This window comes from Micromonospora sp. NPDC000207 (assembly GCF_040300925.1).
Taxonomy (GTDB): Bacteria; Actinomycetota; Actinomycetes; order Mycobacteriales; family Micromonosporaceae; genus Micromonospora.
In genome coordinates this window covers 1-21,030 of the sequence record NZ_JBEPEQ010000100.1, presented here as the reverse complement: position 1 = coordinate 21,030, position 21,030 = coordinate 1, and the positions used below count along the sequence as shown (strand labels likewise).

Sequence of the window (21,030 nt, the reverse complement as noted above, 5' to 3'; positions counted from 1 at the left end):
GGGCCCCCGCCTGGCAATGCCGGTCCGCCGCCTCCCGGTCCCGCCGGGCCGCCACCGCCCGGCAGCGCCGGTCCGTCGTCAGGTGCGGCCGGGGGGCCGCCACCGCCGGGCAGCGCCGCCTTCACCTCGCGGTACGGCCTGGTCCGGCCCCGCGACGGGCGGTACCTGGCCGGGGTCTGCGTGGCGATCGGTCGGGCCACCAACACGGATCCGGTGCTGTGGCGGGTCATGCTCGCCGTGCTCGGGTTCTTCGGCGGGATCGGCATCCTGGTCTACCTCAGCGCCTGGCTGATCATCCCGGGTGAGGGGGACACCGCCTCCCCTGTCGAGTCGATGCTCGGGCGGGGCCGGTCGAGCATGTCGCCGGTGACGGTGATCGTGCTGAGCATCGTGGTCGCGGTGATCTTCACCTACATCGTCACCGACGCCTTCACCGCATTACTCCTCGGTGTGGCGATCCTTGTCGGTGGGGCGCTGCTGCTCAACCGGGAACGCAACGGTGCGCCGGGCCGCTCCCACCCGCCAGGCGGTCCGCCGCCGTTCGGGGCTGCGCCGACGGACGGGACGGCACCGTTCGCCGTGCCGCCGTACGCGACGGTGCCGGTGGCAGTCGCCCCGCACCACGCGATGCCGGACGCCTACCCCGCTGCCGGGTTGGGGGCGGTGCCCCCCGGCGTGCCGCCGCGTACCGCAGGGCAGCACTTCGCCGGACCGGCGGGAGGCGGGACCGTCCCTGCCTGGCCGGGCGTGCCCCCGACAGTGGCACCGCCCGTTCCCGCACCGCCGACCCCGCCGCCCGGGTCGGAGACGACGGCGGCGGTCCCGACGTCGGCCGTACCCTCGTGGGGCCCGGGTGCCGTCGGGGCCGGTTACCCGCCGGTTCCGCCGGGCGGCTACCGGCCGCCGTTCGCACCCCACGGGCCCTACGGCGGCCCCCCGCCACCACCGGTCCCGCCCGGACCGCCGCAGGCGGCGCCCCGTCCGCCGAAGCGGCCCCGGGAGCGGTCCCCGCTGGGGGCTGTCACCTTCTCCCTGATCTTCGTCGCCCTCGGCGTCCTCGCCGTGCTCGACCTGCTCGGCGTCGTGTCGGCCCGGCCGTCGGCGTACTTCGCGGTGGCCCTGGCGACCATCGGGGTCGGGCTCCTGGTCGGCACGTGGTTCGGCCGCGCCCGGTGGCTGATCGCCCTGGGCCTGGTCGCCACAGCGGCGCTCGGGGTGGTCACCGTGGGCGAGTCCTGGCAGCGGGTCCGCACGTACGACGGGAACGTCACCTGGACACCAGCCGACCACACCGAACTCTCCGACCGGTACGAGCACTTCTTCGGCCGCGCCGTACTGGACCTGCGTGCCGTCGACTTCGACGGCCAGGACAGTCAGGTCACCGTCTCGATCAACTTTGGGGAGGCCATCGTGCATCTGCCCTCGGACGTCGACGTCACTGTGATCAGCGACGTACGCGCCGGTGAGGCGGACATCCTCGGCCAGCGCACCAGCGGAGTCGACAACCGCGACCGAAGGGTCCTCGACTCGGGCGTGGACGGCTCCGGCGGCGGGACGCTGACCCTGTACGTCAACGTCAAGGCCGGCCACCTGGTGGTGACCCGATGAGGACCCACCGCACGGATCTCGTCTCGTTCGCCTTCGGACTGATCTTCCTGGGCATCGCGGTCTGGTGGCTCGTCGCCCAGCTGGTCGGGTTCGTCGCTCCGGCGGTCGGCTGGTTCGTCGCCGGGGCGTTGCTCCTGGTCGGCCTGCTCGGCCTGGCGGGTGTGGTACGCGCGGCCCGGTCGTCGAAGACCGGGCGTACCGCACCCGACGGACAGACCGAACCCGACGGACAGGACCCGCTGGACGAGTCGGCCCGGCCGGACGTGACAGTCGAACAGTCTCTCGTCGACGGCCACGATGCCCCACCGATCGGGCGGGACCGGGCCCTCGACTGACCACAGCGGTGTGGTCGGTGCCGGACGGCGCTTATGCTGGCCGGGGGAGATCTCCCCCGCCCCGTGGGTCCGTGCCACCGCGTCACGCCGCGATTGCCGTCAGCTACCTCGTCAGGAGCCCGTTCGAGATGACCCAGTCCCCCGCCGTGCCCGCCGCCGGCCGGCCCGGCCCGGTCCGCATCGGCGAGCGTGCCGCTCGTACCCTCGTCACCGAACTCGCCCGCCACAACGACCCCAAGCCCGCGCTGCTCGTCGGTGCGGACCCGGAGTCCGCGGCGCTCGCCGCAGCGTTCGACGCGCTGCTGCCGGGTGACGTGCTCACAGTCGTCGCGGCGGCCGGGTCGACCGCCGCCGACCTGCGCCTGCACGTCGAGACTCAGGGTCGGTGGATCGCCGACCGGGTACGCGTCGTGGACTCCCTCGGCGAGGCCGACACCGCCGAGGTGATCGTGGTGGCCGAGCCGCTCACCGGCACCGCCGACGAGGCCCGGGCCACGATCGAGGGTCTGGGCAAGCTGCTCGCCGAGGGTGGAGTGATCACCGTGGCGACGCCCGCCCTTCCCGGCCGGACCGAGGGCGCGGCGGCGGAGCTGGAGCGCCAGAGCGCGCTGTTCGGCGTCGGCACCGACCTGGTGCTGCGCAACAAGCCTCCGGTACGGATCCACCGGCTGCGGTTGACAGTGGCGGAGGTGGCTCGGGCCGCCCGGCTGGCCCCGGCCCACCGGCCGTCAAGCGTCCCGCTGACCCGGGGCATGCACATCGACTCCAACGGGGTGGCCGCGGCCGGCATCGCCCTCGGGTTGGCCGGACTGGCCCGGGTGACCCGCCCGAAGTCGAAGCTGTGGCTGGTACCGGCGCTGGCCGCGATCCCGGTCGCCGCCTTCTTCCGCGACCCGCAGCGGGACGTGCCGGAGGACCCGTCGGCAGTGGTCGCCGCCGCCGACGGTGAGGTCCTGTCGGTCCAGCGGCTCTACGACGAGCGGTTCGGCGACGGCGAGTGGCTCCGGGTGGCGGTCTTCCTGTCCGTCCTCGACGTGCACGTCAACCGCTCCCCGGTGGCCGGCAAGGTGGCCGACTACTTCGTCGCCGACGGCGGGTTCGCCAATGCGATGAAGCCGGAGGCCGAGCACAACGTCGCGGCGTACACGGTGTTGGACACCGACCACGGAACGGTTGTGGTCGCGCAGCGTACCGGCCTGATCGCCCGGCGGATCGTGCAGCGGGCGCCGATCGGGTCGCTGCTGGCCCGGGGCGAGCGGTTCGGACTGATCCGGTTCGGCTCGCGGACCGACGTCTACCTCCCGGCCGACGCGGCCGAGCCGCTCGTCGGTCCCGGTGACCGGGTGGCCGGCGGATCCACTGTCATCGCCCGCTGGCAGTAGTCACTGCGGGAACGACGAGAACGGGGTGCCGCGTCCGCGCGGCACCCCGTTCTCGTCGGTTCGATCAGACGCCGGCGGTCCGGCGCTGGTGCAGCCAGAGCAGCGGTCCACTGGCCAGGTAGCCCACCACGATCAGCGCGAAGGTGAGCCGGACGTCGATCAGCGCACCGGTCACCGGCACCAGCCACACCCACGGCGGCAGCTTGACCAGGCGGGCGAGCTTGGCGTACGGGAAGCTGGAGACCATGGTGAAGGCCAGCAGGGCGACCCCGGCGACCTGGAGCACCGCCGGCACCTCCAGGCCGATGGCCACGCCGAGGGCGAGCACCGCGGCGGCCATCGTGGTGGGGACGCCGCAGAAGAACCGGCCGTCCTTCGGCGAGACGTTGAACCTGGCCAGTCGGATCGCCGCGCAGGCGGCGACGAGTGCGGCGGCCACCGCCGCGGCGGCAGTGGGGGCCGACCCGGCGAGCGAGGCGTAGACCACCACCGGGGCGGCGAGCCCGAACGAGCACATGTCGGCCAGCGAGTCCATCTGCGCGCCGAACGGGCTGGCCACACCGAGCCGGCGGGCGAGCAGGCCGTCGAGGCCGTCGAAGGCCACGCAGGCGATCAGCAGCAGCGCGGCGAGCCGCACCTCGCCGTGCATGGCGACGAAGATGGCGTTGATGCCGAGCACCAGGCTGGCCAGGGTGCAGGCGTTGACGAGTGCGAACTTCAGCCGCCGACCGACTGTGCGTTCACCGGGGAGCAGCGGGATGGTCGCAGTCGGTGACTCGTCGACGGGCACCGGACGGACGGTGGGGGGCACCGCCGGGCTGACCGGAGCGATCGTCGTCGCCTCGGCACCGACTGTGCGGCCCAGGCCGTATCGGCGGCGTGGCCGGTCGACGTGACGGTGTTCGGGCAGGACCAGGTCGGTTCCGGTGGACGAGTCGCCGTTCTGGCGACCCACCCGGACCAGGAGTACCTGTCGGGCGAACGTGCCGCTGCGGCGCAACCTGCCCGCCCAGCGACGCCCTGCGGGGCGCGGACTGTCAGTCGTACGACGCCGGCGCCATGGGGCTCTCGGCACGGTTCCTCCATCACCGGATCGAATCACCGCCACGAGGACGGGATGGTCCGGCTCTTCTCGTGCCGGACCGCTTGCTGGCCCGGCAGCCGTTTCGCGGAGTACACAATTGCACAGGGGAACGGGGGTTGGCGATAGCTGCCGGCGGTACTTGTATCTCCCTTAAACCGCGCCGACCGCCCTCTTGTTCCCGTCTATGGCGATATCATCCATTTGGGCAGGCTGCCCCAACTTGAGGCAGATGGCCCACCTGCTACTTTTATCCGCCGGTGACGCGCTTCCTTGCGTGACGGATAGTTACCCAGGTTGGCGGAGTTCAACCACTTTGCCGCTGGATAGCCGTTTCGCGCATTAACTTCACCTACCGACTCTACCGGAGAGCACCACGGCCGGCGCATCGGGTGTCAGCTATGCGGCTTAACGCCCGGTTAGTCGGGCTGCCACCTCGGTCAATGAGAGGGTAGCGATCTGATTCGGGGCGAACCACGCGGCCCGCGCGGTCGAACCTCCCGCCGCTTCGGTCACCACCGCCTCGGTCGGCACGTCCACCACCATCCGGTAGACGACCCGGACACTGTGCCAGTCCATCGGCCGCCCCTCCGGACCCATCGCCCTCGGGTTGTGCAGGTTGTCCACGTCCACCACCTCGACCACCCGACCGACCTGCCCGGTCTCCTCCACCAACTCCCGCAGGAGGGCCGCGATCGGCTGCTCACCGTGGTCGGTGCCACCACCGGGCAGGTGCCACCGCCCCGCCCCCGGGTACCCCTCGGCGATCATCGTGAGCAGGATCCGCCCGGCGGGGTCGGTGACCAGCCCGTACGCGGCGAACCGCTGACCCCGGTCGCGATCCTGGGCCGTCAGGGCCACCGGAGCGGGCTCCGACGTCGGCGACGCCGGCGCGACAGGCAGGTCGAGCAGCTCGACGACGAACGGCAGCAGGGCCAGGCGGGACGCCTCGGCGGTAGTGCACCAGGCCACGTCCGGGTGTCGGTCGGACGGGACCCGGGATCCGCCCGGCCGGACCGTCACCTCGAAGACCACCCGGTCGGTGTGCACCGCCCGATCGGACACGTGGGCCACGTCAGCCACTGCGGCGTGCACCCCGCCGACCTCCACGGAGAGCCCGGTCTGCTCGACGAACCGGCGTACCAGGGTGCGCGCCGGGTGCTCGGCGTGCTGCACGGTTCCCCCGGGCAGGCCCCACGCCCCGGGGAAGAGGGAGTCGTCAGGCCCCCGCACCAACAGCACGCGGCCACCGTCACGACACAGTCCGTAGGAGCCGATCCGTCGTTCCCGCGTACCCACAGTGAACCCTCCCCGCCCGTCCCACCTCGTCGATCATGAGGCTAACCACAGATGGGCCGGCGTGCCGCCCGGTCGGCCCCACACCCGACGAGTGGGGAGGGAGGGGACGGGCGGGGAGGGAGGCCAGGGTGTCAGGTCAGCCGGGCCGCCTGCACCGCCTCGGCGGTGACCTCGGTGAGGCGGTCGGAGGGCAGCGCCCCCAACTCCTCCCTACCGAACCAGCGCGCCTCGCAGGTGGAGCCGCCGACATCGGTCACGACGGGTGGGGCCGGTTGGTCGACCATGACCCGGTAGAAGGCGCGGACGCCGTGCCAGTCGATCGGGTAACCCTCCGGCCCGAGGGAGGCGGCGTCCCGGTGGCTGGCCACCCCGAGCAGCTCGACCAGGCGGCCGGTCTGCCCGGTCTCCTCGACGAGCTCCCGGATCAGCGCCGCCCCCGGCTGCTCGCCGTAGTCGGTGCCGCCGCCGGGCAGGTGCCAGCAGCCCGCCCCGGGGTAGCCGTCGGCCACCCGGGTGAGCAGCACCCGACCCGCCGGGTCGGTCGCCACCGCGTAGGCGGCGAACCGCTGTGCCCGGTGCAGCCCGTCCGGGCCGGGAACCGCGTAGAAGGAGGGGAAGTCGGGAGCCTCGTCCGGCACCACGTCGACCGAGCTGGTCGACAGGCCCAGGGCGCGGGCGGTGAACGAGCGCAGCGGCAACAGCCGGGCCTCGTCGAGGGTGAACCAGCGGGCCAGGTCGGTGGGCCGGTCCACCCGGTCGGTAAGGGTGCCACCACGGACCGACACCCGGTAGATCAGCCGGTCGGTGTGGATGGTGATAGCCCGCTCGGGCAGCGCCCGCATGTCGGCCAGGACGTCGGAGAGGCCGGAGACGGCGACCGAGAGCCCGGTCTCTGCCGCGGTCTCCCGGACGACGGTGTGGTTCGGGTCCTCGCCGTGGTCGACTGCGCCGCCGGGCAACGACCAGGTGCCGGGGGTGCCGGAGCGCTCTGATGCGCGGACCAGCAACACCCGACCGACTGAGTCAGCACAAACTGCGTATGCCGCGATCTTGCGGAGCGGCTCCAGCATGGTGGTCACGAGGGGAAATTCTCCCCGGAGCGCGTTACCGCGGCGGAAAAGAGTCGGATTCCTGACGTAATGCTGGTCAGAGGAGATAGATCAGAGTAAGGCCACTCACCTCCGGGTCGACTCAGGGTACGGATCCGGGCAGTCACCGAGGTCGTGACGCCCCGTGCGAGGCACCGTGGAGGCATGACTTCTCCACACACCGCTCAGGCCCCGTACAAGCAGCTCCGCCGCCCGACCACCGACCGGATGGTGGCCGGCGTGGCCAGTGGACTCGGCCGCTACTTCGCCGTCGACCCCACCCTCGTCCGGGTGGTCTTCGCGGTGGCGACGATCCTGACCGGGGGCCTCGCCGCCCTCGCGTACCCGGTCCTGTGGTTCCTGATGCCCGAGGAGCCGAACGGTGCGCCGGCCTGGCCGCACCCGGTGGGATCGTCCCCCGGATTCCCCCCGCCGCAGCCCCACCCCGCCTGGCCGACGTCCCCGTCGGCTCCGGCACCTGCGCCGACCTCACCGGTGGCGGCACAACCGCCGTCGACCGAACCGGTCCACCCGGCCACCGCCACGGCGGACGCCACGTCCACCACGGCACCGCCCGAGGGACCGGCTAGGACCGGCTGACCTGCCCGGGGAGGGTCACTCCCACTCGATGGTGCCCGGAGGCTTGCTGGTCACGTCCAGGACGACCCGGTTCACCTCGGCGACCTCGTTGGTGATCCGGGTCGAGATCCTCGCCACCAGGTCGTAGGGCAGCCGGGACCAGTCGGCGGTCATCGCGTCCTCGCTCGACACCGGGCGCAGCACCACGGGATGCCCGTAGCTGCGCCCGTCACCCTGCACCCCGACGCTGCGGACGTCGGCCAGGAGCACCACCGGGAACTGCCAGACCCCCCGGTCCAGGCCGGCGGCGGTCAGCTCCTCCCGGGCGATCAGGTCGGCACGGCGCAGCAGGTCCAGCCGCTCCTGGTCCACCGCGCCGATGATCCGGATGGCCAGCCCGGGGCCGGGGAACGGGTGCCGCCAGATCATCGCCTCGGGCAGCCCCAACTGGAGGCCGAGCGCCCGGACCTCGTCCTTGAACAGCGTGCGCAACGGCTCCACCAGGGCGAACTTCAGGTCCTCCGGGAGGCCCCCGACGTTGTGGTGGCTCTTGATGTTGGCGGTACCGCTACCCCCGCCGGACTCCACCACGTCCGGGTAGAGCGTGCCCTGCACCAGGAACTCGACGTCACCGTGCGCGGCGACCTCCCGGGCGGCGGCCTCGAAGACCCTGATGAACTCCCGGCCGATGATCTTCCGCTTCTGCTCCGGGTCGGTCACCCCGGCCAACGCGTCGAGGAACCGGTCGGCAGCGTCGACCACCTTCAGCTTGATCCCGGTCGCCGCGACGTAGTCCTTCTCGACCTGCTCGGCCTCGCCCGCGCGCAGCAGCCCGTGGTCGACGAAGACACAGGTGAGCTGGTCACCGATGGCCTTGTGGACCAGGGCGGCGGCGACCGCGGAGTCGACCCCGCCGGAGAGGGCGCAGATGACCTCCTTGTCGCCGACCTGCGCCCGGATCTGGGCGACCTGGTCGTCGATGATGTTCTCCGGCGTCCAGGTCGGCTCGATGCCCGCGATGCCGTACAGGAAGCGGGTCAGCATCTCCTGGCCGTACGCGGTGTGCCCGACCTCCGGGTGGAACTGGACCCCGGCCCGACGCCCGGCGACGTCCTCGAAGGCGGCGACCGGCGCACCGGCCGACTCGGCGGTCACCACGAACCCGTCGGGGGCCTCGGTCACGCAGTCGCCGTGGCTCATCCAGACCGGGAGGTCCGCCGGCAGCTCACGGAGCAGGACGCCGGCCTCGGCACGGGGGTGCAGCGGGGTGCCGCCGTACTCCCGGCCCCCGGTCCGCGCGACGGTGCCGCCGAGCGCCAGGGCCATCGCCTGGAAGCCGTAACAGATGCCGAAGACCGGCACGTCGGCGGTGAACATCGCGGCGTCGACCTGCGGGGCACCTGGCGCGTAGACGCTGGACGGGCCCCCGGACAGGATGATCGCCGCCGGGTCCTTCGCCAGCATCTCGGCGACCGGCATGGTGTGCGGGACGATCTCCGAGTAGACCTTCGCCTCGCGTACCCGCCGTGCGATGAGTTGGGCGTACTGGGCTCCGAAGTCCACCACGAGGACGGGACGAGGCGTGCTCATGCGCAGGAAGCCTACCGACAGTCACCCCGGCACCGACCACGGGCTCCCCGCTTTCGGTACGTCCCGACCCACCCGACCCGACAGGCCCGTGCGACCCGACCCGACCGGCCGGTGGCACCCGACCCGACGGGGGCCTTCCTTCCTCACTAGCGGGGTTGGGGGTGGGTGGGGCGGCGGGTGCCGTAGAGCCAGGGGTCGAAGACGTCGTCGAGCTGCTTGCCGGAGATCCGTTCGGCGAGTGCCACGAACTCGTCGGTGGTGGCGTTGGCGTCACGCTTCTCCGCCGGCCAGGTCCTGAGGATCCGGAAGAACGCCTCGTCACCGACGGCCAGCCGGAGCGCGTGCACGGTCATCGCACCCCGCTGGTAGACCGACTCGCTGAACAGGTTCTCCGGGCCGGGCCGACCGGGCGGGGTGCTCCACAGCTGCGGGGACGCCTCGGCGTAGCGGGCGTCGAAGGTCTGCTGCACGCCGGGGCCACCGTCGTGTTCCTTCCACAGCCATTCGGCGTAGGTGGCGAAGCCCTCGTTGAGCCAGATGTCGGACCACCTGGTCAGCGCCACGCTGTTGCCGAACCACTGGTGGGCAAGCTCGTGGACGACGACCTCGACGTTGCTGCCCCGGGCGAAGAAGCTCGGCCCGTAGACCGGGCGGGACTGGGTCTCCAGGGCGTACCGGATCCGGGGGTCGGCGATCGCCACCCCGCCGTACGCCTGCACCGGGTACGGGCCGAAGAGGGTCTCCAGGTAGTCGGCGACCCGTACGGTGGCGGCCATCGACTCGTCGGCAGGCCCCTTCGGCAGGCCGGTGCTGACAGCGTGGTAGACCGGCCTGCCCTTGTGCTCGCCGGTGCTCACCCGGAACCGGCCGATCACCACGGTGCTCAGGTAGCTGGCCATCGGGACCCGCTCGGCCCACTTCCAGGTGGTCCAGCCGTCGGCGCTGCTGCGACCCTGCGGTACGCCGTTGCTGACAGCGGTGAGCCCCTCCGGGACGGTGATCTCGAAGTCGTACGTGGCCTTGTCGGAGGGGTGGTCGTTGACCGGGAACCAACTGCTCGCCGACTCGGGCTGGCCGAGGGCGACCGCCCCGTCGGCGGTGTGCAGCCACCCGCCCTCGCCGAGGGTCTCGTTCTCGATCGGCTGTGGTCTGCCCGCGTAGGTGACCTCGGTGCGGAACCCGGTGCCGGTGCGGAGTCCGGCGGCCGGGGTGACCACCAGTTCGCTGCCCTCCTGCTGGTGCCGGGCGTCGGCACCGTCCACTGTGACCTTCGAGACGGTGAGCCCGGAGAGATCCAGGTTGAACGACGACAGGTCGGCGACGGCTGTGGCCTCGATGGTGGTGGCACCGGTGAGCCGCTCGTCGGCCGGGTCGTAGCGGACCCGGACCGTGTACCTGTCGACGTCGTACCCGCCGTTGCCGTAGGTGGGGAAGTAGTCGTCGCCGATTCCGGCGGCTCCGGGCCGGAAGTCCGGGGACGAGGGTGCGCCGGACGGCCCGTCCCGGCGCTCGGGTGCCGACTGGCATCCGCCCACCAGGAGCGCCCCGGTCAGGAGCAGGCCGACGGCCCGTCGGGTACCGCGTCGGGTCACACCCATGGATCCTCCCGTGAGAGCAGTCCGGCCGATCCTCCCGCGCGAGCAGTCCGGCCGATCCTTCCGGTCAGCCTAGGCGGGCTCGGGACGTCGGTCGGGGATGGACAGGCCGTAGCAGGCCCCCTCCACCAGGCTTTCGTCGAAAAATACAAAAGTTTGCCCTGCTGAGTTCTTTCTTTTCGCGGGGCACCGAAGTTAAGGTCTGACCCCAAGATGTAACGCGGACGCAACACTCCTCACGCGCTACGACGACCTTGGCCAGCGCCCCGGTCGCCCCTTCCCCCGAGGGGCGGCACACGTCCACCCGTGGCGGCGAGTGGACTCATAACCCCCGAAACTCCCCCTCATCGCGGACCGACGGTCCCCACCGGACTCTCCGGGGACCTCGACGGCGCTTCGGCGGCGCCGTCCGGCGGATCCGCCGCACACCTGGTGTTCCCCACCGACGGCGGCTCGCCGTCACGGACGCTCGACGGCCTCCCTGCCGTCTAGGAAGGTGCAACGATGCCGGACCCCCAGCTCTCCCACGACCCCGTCACGCAGACCACCGACGGTCGGCTCAGTCGGCGTAAGCTCCTCGCCGCCTCGGCCGGGGCCGCCGCCGCCATCGGTGCCGTCGGCATGCCGGTGCTCAGTACCGCCGCACCCGCCCTCGGCGCCACCCGCAAGACCGACCCGGACACCGGCAGCAGCGGTCTGCGGGCCGCTCCCCTGATCCCCGACCGCAACCGGGGCTGCATGCTGTACTCGGTGCGGGACCGGATCTCGGCCGCCCCCGACGACAGCGGGGTGCCGTACGGCTTCGAGCGGGTCCTCGCCCGGCTCGCCGAGATCGGCTACAAGGAGATCGAGTTCGCCGGCTTCACCCAGAACACCGGGATCCTGGGTCGACAGATCACCCCGGCCGAGATCCGCAAGGCACTCGACGACAACGGCCTGGTCGCCAACGGCTGCCACGTCACCATCAACCCCAGCACCTTCCAGCAGCAGATGGACATCGCCGAGACGCTGGGGATGAGGAACATCGGCACCGGCAGCGCCCCGACCAACAGTGCCTACAAGGCCGACTGGGACGCCCAGGCCGACATCTGGAACGAGCTGGGCCGCCAGGCCCGCTCCCGGGGGATGCGGCTCTACACCCACAACCACGACGCCGAGTACAACTTCCTCATCGACTCGGGCCCCCGCAACTCGGCCGGTCAGCAGACCCGCTCCTCCGGCATCCGCCGGCTGGAGTACTTCTTCGGGCAGACCGACCCCCGGTACGTCTTCTTCGAGATGGACATCTACTGGGCGTACGTGGCCCGGTTCAAGCACCAGAAGTTCATCAACCCCAACGGGGTCGAGAGGACCAGCCTCTTCGACCCGATCCTCACCGTGGCCGACCGGGCCCGGCGGTTCCCGCTGTTCCACGCCAAGGACGGCACCCGCCGCCCCGACGCCACCAACGGGTACGACTTCGCCCCCCTCGGCGAGGGCGTCATCAACTTCCAGCAGTTCTTCCAGACGATCGGCGAGCGGCACTTCCCCAGCGCCAACTGGGAGATGGACAGCGCCCCCGGCGGCAACGACAACCGGGGCCAGTCCCTGGACATCGCCGCCCGGAGCTACCAGAACCTCTCCGACCTCACCATCTACCTGCCCAAGTGATCCCCCGGCGGGGGCCGGTGTCCACCGGCTCCCGCCCGGGTCGGGCCGCCCGTCGCCGGACGAGGCGCCCCCTCCAGTTCCCGCGCTGATCGGCGGCACGCGCGGGCACCGACGACGTACCGCACGGCGGCGGTCCGCGTCGTCAGTCCAGGTTCACCCCTCGCACCCGCGCCACCGGCCCCCGCGCCGGTACTTCCGCGCGCCTGCCGACCCCCGGAGGCACCATGAAAGTCTCGACCGGCCGACGATGGCTCGCCGTCGCCGCTGGGTTCATGCTCGCCGCTTCGCTCGTACCCCCCACCGCCGCCGCCGCCAACCCGGAGCTCGACACCCCGCCCGAGGACATGGTCGCCGCCGAGAACGGCCCGGCCGCGCTCCGCTCCGACGTCCGGGCGCCGGAGAGCTTCGGCGTCCTGGTCTTCACCAAGACCGCCGGTGAGCGCCGCGCCTCCATCAGGGACGGCTCGCTCCTGCTGCGCAACCTCGGCAAGAACAACGGCTTCGACGTCACGGTCAGCGAGGACGCCAACCTCTTCACCGCCGACGAGCTGGTGAAGTACCGGGCGATCGTCTTCCTCAACACCAGCGGCGACATCCTCAACTCGGCCCAGGAGGCCGCCTTCGAGGAGTACATCAAGACCGGTGGCGGGTTCGTCGGCATCCACTCCGCCGCCGAGACCGAGCCGGACTGGCAGTTCTACCAGGACCTGATCGGGGCGAAGGCCACCGGCAAGTCCTCGGTCACCGAGGCCGTCATCGACGTGGCGGACCGGGCCCACCCGGCCACCGAGACCCTACCGCGTCAGCTTCAGCACACCGACCAGTGGTACAACTTCTCCACGAACGTCCGGGGCAAGGCGCACGTCCTCGCCACCCTCGACGAGGCCAGCTACACCGGTGGCACGATGGGCTTCGACCACCCGATCACCTGGTGCCAGGACTACCAGGGCGGGCGGTCCTTCTACACCGGTCTGGGCCACACCGGGGACACCTTCCGGTACAACCCCTTCCGCAAGCAGATCCTCGGTGGCATCCGGTGGGCGGCCGGCGTGGTCGAGGGCGACTGCGGCGCCACGGTGTGGGCCAACTACGAGAAGGTCACCCTCAACGACGAGCCCGGCGAGCCGATGAACCTGTCGGTGCTCCCGGACGGCCGGGTCCTGCACAGCACCCGTGGCGGCGAGGTCCGACTCTACGACCCGGCCACCGGTGCCAGCCCGGTGATCACCACCGTCCCGGTCTACACCCACGACGAGGACGGCCTCCAGTACGTCACCATCGGGCCGGACTTCGCCAAGGACAAGTGGGTCTACATCTACTACTCCCCGAAGATCCCGGGCACCAACGAGGGCACCGCTCCGGTCACCTCGAACGACCCGACCGCGTGGGACGCGTACAAGGGGTGGAACCAGCTCTCCCGGGTGAAGTTCGTGGAGGACCCCACCCCCCGCCTGGACCTGACCACCGAGCAGCAGATCCTGCGGGTGGACGTCGACCGGGGCGCCTGCTGCCACGTGGCCGGCGAGATCCGGTTCGACGGCAAGGGCCTGCTCTACCTGGTCACCGGGGACGACACCAACGCCGCCGGGTCGGACCAGTACACCCCGATCCTGGAGATGCCCACCCAGGGGCCGGCCTACGACGCCCAGCGCTCCTCGGCCAACACCAACGACCTCCGGGGCAAGGTCATCCGGATCAAGATGAAGGCCGACGGGACGTACAGCATCCCGCGCGGCAACCTCTTCCCGGAGGGTACGGAGAAGACCCGCCCGGAGATCTTCCTGATGGGTCTGCGCAACCCCTTCCGGTTCGACGTCTCCGACAACGGCTTCGTCTACATCGGTGACTACTCCCCCGACGCCCGGGTGCCCCACCCGGACCGTGGCCCGGAGGGCACCGGCAGGTGGATCGCCACGAACAAGGCCGGCAACTACGGCTGGCCGTACTGCAACACCCCGGACCAGCCGTACATCGACTTCGACTTCGCCACCCGTACGCCGAAGGGGGCCTTCGACTGCGCCGCCCCGATCAACGACTCGCCGCGCAACACCGGTCTGCGGGAGCTGCCGAAGGTCGAGCCGGTGCAGTTCTGGTACACCTTCAACGCCACCACCCCGTGTCCCGAGGCGTACCTCCAGAACCCGGCCCAGGCCTGTGACTTCAAGTGGCCGGTGATCGGCACCGGTGGGGTCGGCCCGATGGGCGGCCCGATCTACAAGTACGACAGGGACTCGACCTCCGAGGTCAAGTTCCCCGAGTACTACGACAACGCCGTGGTCTTCGGTGAGTTCACCCGCGACAAGTTCTTCATGATGCGGACCAACGGCCGGGACCGGCTCTTCGACGTGGAGTCCTTCGTCCCGAACACCCCGTTCAGCAGCCCGATGGACATGGAGTTCGGCCCGGACGGGTCCCTCTACGTCCTGGAGTACGGCAAGGGCTTCTTCCGGGCCAACCCGGAGGCCCAACTCTCGGTGATCCGGTACGTCAAGGGCACCCGGGCCCCGGTGGCCGACCTCCAGGCCGGCCCGACCTCGGGGCAGGCCCCGCTGACGGTCAACTTCGACGCGACGGCCAGCTACGACCCGGACCCGGGTGAGTCGATCTCCTTCGCCTGGGACTTCACCAGCGACGGCACAGTCGACTCGGCCGACCCGGTCACCTCGTTCACCTACACCGAGAACGGCACCTACACCGCCCGGTTGACGGTGACCGACTCCAGCGGGAAGACCGCGGTGCTGACCCGACAGATCACCGTCGGCAACACCGCCCCGACGGTGACCGTCACCTCGCCCATCCCGGGCAGCCTCTTCAACTGGGGTGACGAGGTCCCGTACGTGGTCACCGTGACCGACCCCGAGGACGGGACGATCGACTGCTCCCGGGTCACCGTCACCTTCGTCCTCGGCCACGACGACCACGGCCACCCGGACGGCTCGGTCACCGGCTGCACCGGCACCATCCCGACCCCGGCCGACGGGGCCGACCACGCCGGCAGCTACCTCTACGGCGGGCTCAGCGCCTCCTACACCGACCTTGGTGGGGGCGGTCAGGGACCGTTGACCGGCACCGGCCAGACCATCATCCAGCTCTACCGTCAGCAGGCCGAGTTCGCCCAGATCAAGCAGGGCGTCGGGGTGGCCAACACCGCCGACACCGGAGGCGGCCAGCACGTCAACGGCATCGACCCGGGTGATCACATCGCGATGGACCCGATCAACCTGGGCGGGGTCACCTCGATCACGCTGCGGCACTCCGGCGGGTCGGCCGCCACCGCCGGTCAGCCCCGGGCCCAGGTCGAGCTGCGACTCGACGCACCCGACGGGCCCCTGGTGGGCACCGCGAACCTGAACGCCACCACCGGCAACAACGCGTTCACCAGCACGAACGTGGCGGTGAACCAGCCGGCCGGCTCACACAAGCTCTACTTCGTCTTCCGGAGCGTCGAGGGCGGGCCGACCAGCAACCTGTTCAACTTCAACTGGGTCAACTTCAACACCGACTGACCCCCGAGGTACGACGAGGACCGGCCCCCGCCACAGTGGCGGGGGCCGGTTCCGTTCGTCTACCCGGTCGGCCGACCGGAGGTCGACTGGCCCGTCCGGGGCGAACCGTCGGAGGTCGACGGGCCGTCCGGGTCGAGCCGCAGGTCAGCGGTCCAGGACCAGGCCGACCTTCTGGAACTCCTTGAGGTCCCGGTAGCCGCACTTGGCCATCGCCCGGCGCAGCGCACCGAAGAGGTTGAGCTGGCCGTCCGGCTCGTCGGCCGGGCCGAAGAGCAGCTGCTCCATCGAACCGATCGGCTCACCGGCGACCTCGAACGCCCCCCGGGGCAGCGACGGGTGGCTGGCCGCCGAGTGCCACCAGGCACCCCCGGCCGGTGCCTCCGCGCACAGCGAGAGGGGCTCGCCGAGCATCACGGCGTCGGCACCGCACCCCAGCGCCTTGGCGATGTCACCCGAGGTACGCAGGTCACCGTCGGCGATCAGGTGCACGTACCGGCCGCCGGTCTCGTCGAGGTAGTCCCGGCGGGCCGCCGCGGCGTCGGCGATCGCGGTGGCCATCGGCACCCGGATGCCCAGCACCGACTCGGTGGTCGACCACTCGTCCCCACCGGTGCCGATGATGACGCCGGCCGCACCGGTCCGCATCAGGTGCAGGGCGGTCTTGTAGTCGGTGCACCCGCCGACGATGACCGGGAGGTCCAGGTCGGCGATGAACTCCTTGAGGTTCAGCGGCTCGTCGGTGGTGGAGACGTGCTCGGCGGAGACGATGGTCCCCTGGATGACCAGGATGTCCACCCCGGCGTCCAGGATCACCGGGGCCAGCGCCAGGGTGTGCTGGGGGGAGACCCGAACCGCCACGGTGCCCCCACCGGCGCGCAGCTCGCGTACCCGCTCGGCGATCAGGTCGGGGCGGATCGGCTCGGCGTACACCTCCTGGAGGCGCTTGGTGGCGCGGGCGTCCTCGCCCAGCGCGGCCAGCTCCTCCAGGACCTTCGCCGGGTTCTCGTACCGGGTCCAGAGCCCTTCGACGTTGAGCACGCCGAGCCCACCGAGTTCGCCGAGCCGGACGGCCGAGGCCGGGCTCATGGTGGCGTCCGAGGGGTGCCCGACGCAGGGGATGGCGAAGGGGTACGCGTCGAGCTGCCACGCGGTGGAGACGTCGTCGACGTCCCGGGTACGCCGGCTCGGCACGATGGCGATGTCGTCCAGGTGGTAACCGCGCTGCGCGGTCTTACCCAGCCCGATCTCGACCACGTCACGCATGATGGGGGCTCCAGTTGTTCGTCGGGGTGGCGGTCAGCGGGAGTGGTAGTTGGGCGCCTCGACGGTCATCTGGATGTCGTGCGGGTGGCTCTCCTTCAGCCCCGCCGCGGTGATCCGGATGAGCTGGCCCCGCTGGTGCAGCTCGGCGATGCTCTCCGCGCCGACGTACCCCATGGCGGCGCGGAGCCCGCCGATGAGCTGGTGGGCGACCTGGGCCAGCGGGCCCCGGTAGGGCACCTGACCCTCCACACCCTCCGGGACCAGCTTGTCCTCGGCCAGGACGTCCTGCTGGAAGTAGCGGTCCTTGGAGTACGACTTGGCCTGACCACGGGACTGCATCGCGCCGAGCGACCCCATCCCCCGGTACGCCTTGTACTGCTTGCCGTTGATGATGATCAGGTCACCGGGGCTCTCCTCGCAGCCGGCCAGCAGGCTGCCGAGCATCACCGTGTTCGCCCCGGCCACCAGGGCCTTGGCGATGTCGCCGGAGTACTGGATGCCGCCGTCACCGATGACCGGGACCCCGGCGGGGCGGGCCGCCCGGGCCGCCTCCATGATCGCGGTGATCTGCGGCACCCCGACGCCGGCCACGATCCGGGTGGTGCAGATGGCGCCCGGCCCCACTCCGACCTTCACCCCGTCGACGCCCGCGTCGACGAGGGCCTTCGCCCCGGCGTACGTGGCGATGTTGCCGCCGACGACGTCGACGGCGACGTCCTTCTTGAGCCGGCGGACCATGTCGAGGACGGCCCGCTGGTGGCCGTGGGCGGTGTCGACGATCACCACGTCGACACCGGCGTCGACGAGGGTCCGGGCCCGCTTGTAGGAGTCCTCCCCCACCCCGACGGCGGCGGCGACCCGCAGCCGACCGGCGTCGTCCTTGGTGGCGTTGGGGTACTGCTCGCTCTTGGTGAAGTCCTTCACCGTGATCAGGCCGCGCAGCTTGCCGGAGCCGTCCACGATCGGCAGCTTCTCCACCTTGTGCTGGCGGAGCAGGCTCAGCGCGTCGTCCTTGCTCACCCCGACCGGGGCGGTGATCAGCGGCGTCCGGGTCATGATCTCGCGGACCGGGGTGGCCGGCTCGGAGACGAAGCGCATGTCCCGGTTGGTGACGATGCCCACGAGCTGCCCGTCACCGTCGACCACCGGGACCCCGGAGATCCGGTACCGCCCGCAGAGCTGGTCGACCTCCTGGAGGGTGTCGTCCGGGCTGGCCGTCACCGGGTTGGTGATCATGCCGGACTCGGAGCGCTTCACCAGGTCGACCTGGAGGGCCTGGTCCTCGACGGAGAGGTTGCGGTGCAACACGCCGATGCCGCCCATCCGGGCCATCGCGATCGCCATCCGCGCCTCGGTCACCGTGTCCATCGCGCTGGAGAGCAGCGGCACCGTGAGTCGGACGTTACGGGTGAGCTGGGTGACGGTGTTCACCCGGCTCGGCACGACGTCCGACTCGCCCGGCTGGAGGAGCACGTCGTCGAAGGTCAGACCGAGCGGCACCACCCTCGCCGAGCCGGCGGGCAGTTCCGGAAGGTGACCGCCCAGCTCGCCACTCTCGGCACCTGCGGCAACGTCGGGACCGGGCGAATTCTCCACGATTGCTCTCCTGAGCTGGTCGAACGGGCTTCAGCGAGGGGTGGTGAGGCGGTCCGCCGGGCCACCGGGCCCCGCGCATCGCCTCATCGTACCCAGTGAGCTGCCCACCGCCTGTGGCGGCGGGTCCACCGAGGCTCGGGGGATCGACGCCGCCGGGGGGCGGGCGTCCGGTCGGCGTTGGGTCTACGGTGAGGGGGTGCAAGACGAGCCCATCGACCCGTTCAACGGCGACCCGGCGGATCCGGCAGCCGGCCTGCACGATCCGGGCGACGACGCCCCCCTCGACCCGCTGACCGAGGTCGAGCGACAGGACGTGCTGGAGGACCTGGCCGACCTGGAGATCTACCAGGCACTGCTGACGCCGATCGGGGTACGCGGGCTGGTGATCGACTGTGAGGACTGTCGGGAGCCGCACTACTTCGACTGGGACCTGCTCCGGGGCAACCTGCGGCACCTGCTCAACTCGGGGCGTCCCCGGGTGCACGAGCCGGCCTACGACCCGGATCCCGACCACTACGTGACCTGGGACTACGCCCGGGGGTACGCCGACGGCGTACACGACACCCTCACCGAGGGCACCGAGGAGGACCCGCCGACGTCCGCCGACTGACCACGGACGGGCGGGCCACTCACGGACGAAGGCCGTTCACGCGGAAGGGCGGGCCACTCACGCCACGGGCGGGCGCTCACCGACGGAGGTAACTCGCGGACGGGCGGGCCGCTCGCCGACGGGGGTGCTCAGGCGACCAGACCGGCGCGGAAGCCGGCCGCCACCGCGTGTGCCCGGTCCCGGGCGCCGAGCTTGCGGAAGAGCCGACGGGCGTGGGTCTTGACGGTGTCCTCGGAGACGAACAGCTCCCGTCCGATCTCCGCGTTGCTCTTGCCCTCGGCCATACCGAGCAGCACCTGGAGTTCCCGTTCGGTGAGTCCCACCGCGTTGCGACCGCCCCGTGGGGGCACGCCGGCGCGGGGGCGGGCGGGCTCGGTGGCACTCGGCGAGGTGGCCCCCGACGAGGTGGCCCCGGATGGGGTCGCCTCGGCCTCGGCCTCGTCGTCGCCGCGCTGCACGGGGACCACCGTCGGCGCTCCCGCCGTCGCCTCCTGGGTGGCAGGTGACCATCCGGAGGCACCGGTGGCCGGGGCCCGGCCACCCCGGGCCGCAGATCCGCCGACGGCCGCAGTGTCCCGCGACGGGTCGCCCACCCGAGGGCGGGCGCTGCGACCGGGCACGGCCAGCAGGAGCAACGCCTTGGCCACCGCGCTGGTCAGGTCGTGGTCGGCGCCCTGGATCAGGCCCCGGGCGCCGGCGCTGATGGTGGCCGCCGCCGCCTCACCCTCCTCCACCCCTAGCAGCAGGACGGCGGCCTGCGGGGCCCGGGCCAGCACCCGTCGGACGAACCCGGCACTGTCCGGCCGGGTCAACGCCGTGTCGGCCAGCACCACGTCGGCCGGTCGCTCGGTGAGCCGCAGCATCACCTCGGGATCGGAGACGGCGGTCCGGACGACGGAGGACAGGCCGAGCCGGGCGGCGGCCGCCGCGAGGTGCTGGGCGGCGAGCGGTGTCCGAACGCACACGAGAACAGTACGCACTGTGTCTCCTCTCCGAGAACGAGCAGACCACGGCGACGTCCCGTCGGGAGGGGGTTCCCGGCAATCCTCGGAACTTTTCTGACTTTTCGGACAAATGCCGCGAGTAGCGAGAGGTTTTCGATCAGACACGTGTGAGCGGTGAGCAGCCCGGGTACCGGAGTGTCGAGCCGGGGACGGTGCGCCAGCGCGGCCCGCCGACCGGAGCCGGCCCGATACGAATTCGCGCGATGCCGCGCGGGAGGAGGGGTGCTGATGTCGAACGTACGCAGACTGCCCGGACCCATCGTCGACCTGTGGGACTGGCAGCGGCTCGGCTCCTGCCGGGGACGCGACAGCGCGCAGTTCTTCCACCCCGACGGGGAACGCGGCTCCTCCCGCCTGCGCCGCGAGTCCGGTGCGAAGTCCGTGTGCCGTGCCTGCCCGGTGCGGGCCGAGTGTGCCGCCCACGCCCTGTCGGTGCGCGAGCCGTACGGCGTCTGGGGCGGGTTCAGCGAGTCCGAGCGGCTGCGTCTGCTCGCTGTCGGCTGGGAGGACACCGCCGACCGCCGGCTGGCCCGGGTCGACGTCACCCGGCTGGAGGCCCGGCTGGGCGGCAGCCACAAGTCCGCGATGACCGGGACCGGCACCGTGCCCACCACCGCCACGATCCCCGCCGGACCCACCGCCACCGTGCAGACGAGCGTGCCGGCCCCGGCGAACGTGCCCGCGCAGCCCACCGCCGTCTGACCACCGAGCGCCACCGGCGTCACGCGTCGACCGAAGCGCCCCGGATCCCGGGGCGCTTCGCCGTGTCACCGGCCCCGGCACCCGCGCCGGTGTCGGGGCCGCACCCGCGCCGGTGTCGGGGCAGAGCGGAAGAGCGTCGGGG

At 71.6% G+C, this 21,030-nt stretch carries 13 protein-coding genes and 3 pseudogenes; 8 read left to right on the top strand and 8 right to left on the bottom strand.

Annotated features, from left to right (window positions below):
• The 3 genes and pseudogenes from ABT336_RS21685 to ABT336_RS21675 all read left to right on the top strand — a co-directional run.
• Positions 1–1,608: PspC domain-containing protein (locus ABT336_RS21685; protein ID WP_350898454.1), on the top strand; the 1,608-nt coding region annotated here is incomplete at its 5' end.
• A pseudogene (locus ABT336_RS21680) lies at positions 1,605–1,794 on the top strand (hypothetical protein); the annotation flags it as partial. The gene ABT336_RS21685 and the pseudogene ABT336_RS21680, both read left to right, overlap by 4 nt.
• 277 nt (positions 1,795–2,071) lie before the next feature.
• A complete protein-coding gene (locus ABT336_RS21675) occupies positions 2,072–3,325 on the top strand; it encodes a phosphatidylserine decarboxylase (RefSeq protein ID WP_350898453.1) in 1,254 nt (417 codons plus the stop codon).
• Positions 3,326–3,389: 64 nt separating this feature from the next.
• Here ABT336_RS21675 and ABT336_RS21670 read toward each other — a convergent pair whose 3' ends face one another.
• From ABT336_RS21670 to ABT336_RS21660, 3 genes are all read right to left on the bottom strand, one after another.
• The gene (locus ABT336_RS21670) at positions 3,390–4,325 is read right to left on the bottom strand and encodes a CDP-alcohol phosphatidyltransferase family protein (RefSeq protein ID WP_350898452.1); all 936 of its coding nucleotides are present in this window, start codon (positions 4,323–4,325) and stop codon (positions 3,390–3,392) included.
• Between the two features lie 489 nt (positions 4,326–4,814).
• Positions 4,815–5,705, bottom strand: coding sequence for an NUDIX hydrolase (locus ABT336_RS21665; protein WP_350898451.1), 891 nt, complete (start codon positions 5,703–5,705; stop codon positions 4,815–4,817).
• A 131-nt stretch (positions 5,706–5,836) separates the two neighbouring features.
• Positions 5,837–6,784, bottom strand: a complete 948-nt coding sequence (locus ABT336_RS21660; protein ID WP_350898450.1) for an NUDIX domain-containing protein — start codon at positions 6,782–6,784, stop codon at positions 5,837–5,839.
• A gap of 174 nt (positions 6,785–6,958) precedes the next feature.
• On the opposite strand from ABT336_RS21660, the pseudogene ABT336_RS21655 reads away from it, so the two are divergent.
• Positions 6,959–7,261, top strand: a pseudogene (locus ABT336_RS21655) (PspC domain-containing protein); the annotation flags it as partial.
• Positions 7,262–7,408: 147 nt separating this feature from the next.
• Here the strand turns inward: ABT336_RS21655 and guaA are convergent.
• Together guaA and ABT336_RS21645 are read right to left on the bottom strand one after the other, a co-directional pair.
• Positions 7,409–8,962, bottom strand: a complete 1,554-nt coding sequence (gene guaA, locus ABT336_RS21650) for a glutamine-hydrolyzing GMP synthase (RefSeq protein WP_350898449.1) — start codon at positions 8,960–8,962, stop codon at positions 7,409–7,411.
• Positions 8,963–9,108: 146 nt separating this feature from the next.
• Complete coding sequence (locus tag ABT336_RS21645) at positions 9,109–10,560, bottom strand: M1 family metallopeptidase (RefSeq protein ID WP_502891229.1); 1,452 nt, start codon at positions 10,558–10,560, stop codon at positions 9,109–9,111.
• Between the two features lie 501 nt (positions 10,561–11,061).
• Here ABT336_RS21645 and ABT336_RS21640 point away from each other — a divergent pair.
• Together ABT336_RS21640 and ABT336_RS21635 are read left to right on the top strand one after the other, a co-directional pair.
• The gene (locus ABT336_RS21640) at positions 11,062–12,207 is read left to right on the top strand and encodes a sugar phosphate isomerase/epimerase family protein (RefSeq protein ID WP_350898447.1); all 1,146 of its coding nucleotides are present in this window, start codon (positions 11,062–11,064) and stop codon (positions 12,205–12,207) included.
• 224 nt (positions 12,208–12,431) lie between these two features.
• Positions 12,432–15,713, top strand: a complete 3,282-nt coding sequence (locus ABT336_RS21635; RefSeq protein WP_350898445.1) for a ThuA domain-containing protein — start codon at positions 12,432–12,434, stop codon at positions 15,711–15,713.
• A 144-nt stretch (positions 15,714–15,857) separates the two neighbouring features.
• On the opposite strand, the gene ABT336_RS21630 is transcribed toward ABT336_RS21635, so the two are convergent.
• Both ABT336_RS21630 and guaB read right to left on the bottom strand, forming a co-directional pair.
• Complete coding sequence (locus ABT336_RS21630; protein WP_350898444.1) at positions 15,858–16,976, bottom strand: GuaB3 family IMP dehydrogenase-related protein; 1,119 nt, start codon at positions 16,974–16,976, stop codon at positions 15,858–15,860.
• A 33-nt stretch (positions 16,977–17,009) separates the two neighbouring features.
• Positions 17,010–18,572: an IMP dehydrogenase gene (guaB, locus tag ABT336_RS21625; RefSeq protein ID WP_350898443.1), complete on the bottom strand. Its 1,563-nt coding sequence runs from the start codon at positions 18,570–18,572 to the stop codon at positions 17,010–17,012.
• A 196-nt stretch (positions 18,573–18,768) separates the two neighbouring features.
• Between guaB and ABT336_RS21620 the strand changes: the two genes are divergently transcribed.
• Positions 18,769–19,182 (top strand): DUF5319 domain-containing protein, encoded by a 414-nt coding sequence (locus ABT336_RS21620; RefSeq protein WP_350898442.1) that lies wholly within the window; start codon positions 18,769–18,771, stop codon positions 19,180–19,182.
• A 128-nt stretch (positions 19,183–19,310) separates the two neighbouring features.
• Here ABT336_RS21620 and ABT336_RS21615 read toward each other — a convergent pair whose 3' ends face one another.
• Entirely contained in the window at positions 19,311–20,162 is an 852-nt protein-coding gene (locus tag ABT336_RS21615) for a helix-turn-helix transcriptional regulator (protein ID WP_350898441.1), read from the bottom strand.
• 252 nt (positions 20,163–20,414) lie between these two features.
• Here ABT336_RS21615 and ABT336_RS21610 point away from each other — a divergent pair.
• A pseudogene (locus tag ABT336_RS21610) lies at positions 20,415–20,774 on the top strand (WhiB family transcriptional regulator); the annotation flags it as partial.
• Positions 20,775–21,030: the final 256 nt, after the last annotated feature.

Coding starts and splice junctions, on each gene's coding strand:
- ABT336_RS21645 (WP_502891229.1), bottom strand. CDS start 10,560: ATGGGTGTGACCCGACGCGGTACCCGACGGGCCGTCGGCCTGCTCCTG.
- guaA (WP_350898449.1), bottom strand. CDS start 8,962: ATGAGCACGCCTCGTCCCGTCCTCGTGGTGGACTTCGGAGCCCAGTAC.
- ABT336_RS21635 (WP_350898445.1), top strand. CDS start 12,432: ATGAAAGTCTCGACCGGCCGACGATGGCTCGCCGTCGCCGCTGGGTTC.
- ABT336_RS21640 (WP_350898447.1), top strand. CDS start 11,062: ATGCCGGACCCCCAGCTCTCCCACGACCCCGTCACGCAGACCACCGAC.
- ABT336_RS21675 (WP_350898453.1), top strand. CDS start 2,072: ATGACCCAGTCCCCCGCCGTGCCCGCCGCCGGCCGGCCCGGCCCGGTC.
- ABT336_RS21630 (WP_350898444.1), bottom strand. CDS start 16,976: ATGCGTGACGTGGTCGAGATCGGGCTGGGTAAGACCGCGCAGCGCGGT.